The sequence below is a fragment of the Nocardia amamiensis NBRC 102102 genome, assembly GCF_001612745.1.
Classification (GTDB): Bacteria; Actinomycetota; Actinomycetes; order Mycobacteriales; family Mycobacteriaceae; genus Nocardia; species Nocardia amamiensis.
The window spans coordinates 1-4,737 of the sequence record NZ_BDBA01000334.1; the positions used below are offsets into that span (position 1 = coordinate 1).

The 4,737-nt window shown below is 68.7% G+C and carries 5 protein-coding genes; 1 reads left to right on the forward strand and 4 read right to left on the reverse strand.

What is annotated here, in order from left to right; genetic code table 11:
- The coding region (locus NA4_RS37120; protein ID WP_245671777.1) for a nitrate- and nitrite sensing domain-containing protein at positions 1-936 on the reverse strand (936 nt) is incomplete at its 3' end.
- 465 nt (positions 937-1,401) lie between these two features.
- On the opposite strand from NA4_RS37120, the gene NA4_RS37125 reads away from it, so the two are divergent.
- Positions 1,402-1,914 (forward strand): DUF3558 domain-containing protein, encoded by a 513-nt coding sequence (locus NA4_RS37125; RefSeq protein WP_169811209.1) that lies wholly within the window; start codon positions 1,402-1,404, stop codon positions 1,912-1,914.
- 141 nt (positions 1,915-2,055) lie between these two features.
- Here NA4_RS37125 and NA4_RS37130 read toward each other — a convergent pair whose 3' ends face one another.
- The 3 genes from NA4_RS37130 to NA4_RS37140 are packed head-to-tail and all read right to left on the reverse strand — an operon-like array spanning position 2,056 to position 4,447.
- A complete protein-coding gene (locus NA4_RS37130) occupies positions 2,056-3,078 on the reverse strand; it encodes a hypothetical protein (RefSeq protein WP_067480707.1) in 1,023 nt (340 codons plus the stop codon).
- 45 nt (positions 3,079-3,123) lie between these two features.
- Positions 3,124-3,642, reverse strand: a complete 519-nt coding sequence (locus NA4_RS37135) for a hypothetical protein (protein WP_067480711.1) — start codon at positions 3,640-3,642, stop codon at positions 3,124-3,126.
- Between the two features lie 37 nt (positions 3,643-3,679).
- Positions 3,680-4,447, reverse strand: a complete 768-nt coding sequence (locus tag NA4_RS37140; RefSeq protein ID WP_067480716.1) for an alpha/beta hydrolase — start codon at positions 4,445-4,447, stop codon at positions 3,680-3,682.
- Positions 4,448-4,737: the final 290 nt, after the last annotated feature.

A 4,737-nucleotide genomic window follows, 5' to 3' on the forward strand; every position in this document is an offset into this window, starting at 1 on the left:
CACGATCGCCCGCACCGCGGCGACGACCAGCGCCACCTGCACCGCGATCGCGGCCAGCGCCGCGAGCACGAACGCGCCGAGGATGACGGCGGCCTTGCGGCGCAACACGTCGGCGCGCTGCCGCACGTCGGCGCCGACCGTCTGCTGCACGGTGCGCTGCTCGTCGATCACCGCGGTCATCCGGGTCCACCAGACGATCGGGTCGACCGGCCGCACCAGTGGTCCCGCGCTGGATGCGATCGCGATGTTCTCCGACTCCCCCGCCGCGACCGCGTCGGCGCCGTCCAGCGCGGCGTCCAGGCGGGACCGCTGGGCCGGGGTGGCGTCGCGGGCGAACGCGGCCAGACCGGCCAGCTTGGCCGCGCGGATGTCGAGGAACTGCACGTACTCTCCGGGCCCGAACTCGTCGGCGGCGAAGACCCCGTTGAGGAAGCCGCGTTCCCGCGCGGTCTGCTCCTTGGCCTCGCCCAGCGCGTACAGGGCCTGCAGGCCGTGCCGGACCGTGGGATCGCTCGCCTGGTCGAGACCGAGGGACAGGTGGTTCAGCGCGTCGATGGCGTCGGTGTAGTACTGGAAGGCGGCCTGCCGTGACGTACGCAGCTCATCGATCCGGGACCGGGTCGAGTCCAGGTCGGTCAGCGGCCGGGCGGCCGAGCGCACCCGATCCGCGCCGGGTGGATTGCTCGCCATCGCCTGCTGCAAGTCGCGCAACGCGCGGTCGACGGCGCCGCGCTGGTCGTCCACCGGCTGCCGCAGTCGTCTGTCGCCGCCGAGCAGGCCATTGGTCAGACCGCGCTCGCGCTGCGTCTCATGCACCAAGTCCTGCACCGCGAGGGCCAGCGACACCGCGGCAACCGTGTCCCGGCTCTTGCGATACGCGTCGACCTCCCGTGCGACCAGGGCGCCCAGCAACGCGAGCACCAGAACCAGTGACACGACGAGGATTCGGGCCAACTGTCCCCGAATGGTCCGCGGGCGCACAATTCCGCTGCTGGACGCCTGCCGTTCACCGACGAGGGCGACGGGCGTGGCGGCCCGTGTGCCGCCGGAATTCTCCGGCCGTCGACGTAACCGCACCACCCTGGCTCCTCCGATTGCCCCGCCGTGATCGCTCCGCGGTGAGCGCACGAAAACAAGGGCAAACTTTCACAGCGCCTATCCACTGTCAACGCGAAAACCGGACAAATCGGACACTGTGCGGACTTCTAAACACACTGGCAACGAAGGGTTACCGGGCGCGAGGAAAAGCGGCATCCATCCCCACCGGGCTGGATGCCGAATCACACTGCGTGGTACCCGTCTTCGCCCGGCGTCAAACCCACTAACGCGGCTCTGATACAGTCCGGCCCGACACTCCGGAGGGTAAGAGAGCGGATGGCGCACCGAATCACGTTGGTTCCCTTGGCGGTAGCACTTGCACTGGGACTAGCCGCTTGTGGCGGCAGCGAATCCACCGGGTCACCGGCCGCGACCAGCACGAAAGCCACGAGTGCCAGCGGTGCGCAAGCCCAGCTGTTCGATCCGTGCACCGGCATCCCCGAGACCGCGCTGACCGCAGCCGGACTCGACCCGACTACCGAACAGGCCGGCGTCGGCGGCGTCAAGCAACCCGGCTGGGAGATCTGCGGATGGAAGGGCGCCGACTACACCCTCGGCGTGTTCGCCACCAGCGGAACCGTGGCCGAGTTCGAGCGCAAGCCGGGCAATGTCGAATTCCAGGACGTCACCATCGCCGGACGCGCAGGCCGCGCGTTCCGCGTGGAGGGCGCGGCCAAGGATCAGATGTGCGACGTGCTGTTCGCCGCGAAGCAGGGGCTGCTGCAGCTGACGCTGGTCAACAAGAACGCCGGGCAGAGTCCCTGCGACCGGCTGGCGCAGGTCGGCGAGGCGATCGTCCCGGCACTGCCGCTGTAACGAACGGGTTTCCGATCACCCGCTGCCAACAAAGCAGCGCTCGGCGATCCCACGGTTACTGCCTCCAGCAACCACACTGGCTCCCACGCCGTCCCCCATTCGCGGCCTGAAGAGGCCGCGAACACGCAGCGCCGCTGGAACTCAGACAGAGCCGAGAATGCCGCGCACCGCGTCGGAGGCGTAGAACGGTTCGAGGCGCTCGCGAATAAGCCTGGCAAGCACACCTTCCCGTTTCGCGCCTTCGATGACCGCGGGGCCGTAGCGCAGGATCTCCGTGGCGATGTCGTCGCCGGAGAGGCCGAGTTCGGGCAGCATGGCCGCCAGCGTGTAGTCACCGTACTTGGTGAAGAACACCTCGACGCACTCGTCCACGAGCAACCCGAAGTACTCCTTCTCGCGCGTGGTGACGGCGATTTCGTAGCACAGCAGCACCAGCTCGTTGAGATCCTTCTGGGTCAGGTATTCGCGCAGCCCGCTGACCGGTTCGTCGGCGTGCAGGTCCCAGAACTCCATCGCGGCGTCGTGCACCGGGGCGTCGCGCAGCATCTCGCGGATCGCGTTGTTGGTGCGCTTGAGCGCGAACAGCGCGCCCTTGCCTGCGAGGTCGCCGACGAAGGTGCTGTCGGCGACCTTCTTCGCCCGATTGGCGGCGGACTGGCCCAGCGACATGAGCGAGGAGACGCCCGGAATCTTCTCGGCGCGTTCCCGGTTGGCCTGCATGAAGTCGTTGATCAGCTTGTCCACGAACTTCGAGGCGACTCCTGCCACCAGCGGGCTCTCGGTGAGCCGGTCCAGGATGCGCTCCTGCGCCTGGTGCATGCCGAAGATCTTCTCCAGCAGCGCCTCGACCGGCTCGCGCTCGACCACCTCACCGAGCGTGTAGTCGTGATTGGCGGCGATGTGGTCGTAGATGGAATCGGCGAACACCCCCACCATGTCGGCGAGCACCGGGCTACCACCGATCAGCTCGATGACGGTGCGGACCGTTTCCTTGGCCTGCTCCATCTCGACGATGTCCCGGAAGACCAGTGTGTCGGCGACCGCGAGCACGGCCTCGGTGTCGCGTGCGATCACCTCGGCGAAGCGGTCGCCGGTCACCTCGGCGAGCAGGAATTCCACTTGGGCGTCCAGCAGCCGTTCGGCGATCTCACGCGGCTCGCTCATCGATATCCATCCATCACAGTCGTCGTCCGGCGCACCCGGCCCGGATCACGACTGGTCCGGGTCGATGTCGTTGCCGTGCAACGATTTCCGAATCCGATCCAGGCGCTCCCGCGCGGCCTGCTCGCGTGCCTGCCATTGTTCGTCCACGTCGCGGCCCGCGGGAGTCTGCCGGTCGAGTTCGCTCATCCCTTGCGCGGTGCTGAAGCGCTGCTCGACCTTATCCCGAACTGACTCGAAAGTAGGAACGCCCGAGGCCGAATATCCACCGCTCTCCGCGGGTGTGACGATACCCGACGGCGGTACCGGTACCGCCGGTACCACGGAAACGCCTCCGACCTGGCCGGATACCCCCGGCGCCTGGCCAGGAACCGGAACCGTCCCCGGTGACGTGGCGGGATTCACATCCGCCGCACGGCCTTCGGCGCCCGACTCGAGCAGCCCCACCAGCGCCGCGTGGACCGCCGCGAACCCCGGCCGTCCCGCCGTCGCGACCAGCAGGACGCCCGCCAGTTCCGCGTCGGACAGCCCGGCCAACCGGCCCGCGATATCGCTGTTGTCACTCATGACGCCAGGCTACGCAGCGGCGACCGGAGTGTCCGGCTCACCGCCGGACCACACTGCCCGCCCAGTGCCGGACCAGGTCGTACCAGGCCGAGCCGCCGACCGTGATCAGGTCGTTGTGCCCCGCACCGGGAAAGACGACCAGCCGTTTCGGCTCCCTGGCCGCGGCGTAGAGCCGTTCCGCGTGCCGCGGCGGCAGCAGCTCATCCTGGTCGCCGTGCATGATCAGCACCGGGGCGCGCAGCTCGCGGATGCGGCGTTCGTTCGGATACGCATTCGGGACCAGCGGCGCGGGCAGGAACGGGTACACCGAGCGAGCCGCGTCGCGCAGCCCGGTGAACGTGGACATCAGCATCAACCCGGCCGGTGGGTGATACTGCGCCAGCTCGAGCATGACGCCGCCACCGAGCGACTTACCCAGGTAGAGCACATGATCGGGATCGACACCGGGTTGCGCCAGCAGCGCCTCACGCGCCGCGCGTGCGTCGAGGTAGGTGCCGTGCTCGGTGGGCCTTCCGGTGCTGCGCCCGTAGCCGCGGTAGTCGAAGGCCAGCACGTCGAACCCCGCCTCGGTCAGCAGCGCGAAGATCGGCACCCGGTCACCGATATTGCCCGCGTTGCCGTGCGCGAACAGGATGTGCCCGGCCGATTCCCGCGCCGGAATCCACCAGGCGTGCAAGACCTCCCCGTCCAAGGTGGTCACGGACAGGTCGGTGTAGTCCATGCCCAGCAACGCCGGGGTCTGCGTGATCGTCCGTTCCGGCAGGTAGGTCAGCGCGTTGAGGATCGGACTGGCCGGGTGTCGCATGCCCTGTTCTTACACCGGCGTGGCGACCGAACAGCAAGCGGGTCGCGCGAGCGAACAACCGCTGCACCCACCGCCCTCGGACACCGCGCCGCTGGATCGAGCCGCCAGGGCGCGGATGAGAGAGGCCACCTCGTACGCCGGCCTGTCCTACCACCCAGCCAGCAGCAGGACAGGGCAGCCCGGTCCATGACACAGCCGATGCGCCGCGCGCCGATCCTCTGGACACCCCACCGGGGGGCGGACGAGAAACTCAGCTCAGCCGCGCAGAACCGCACCCACGGCATCGGCAG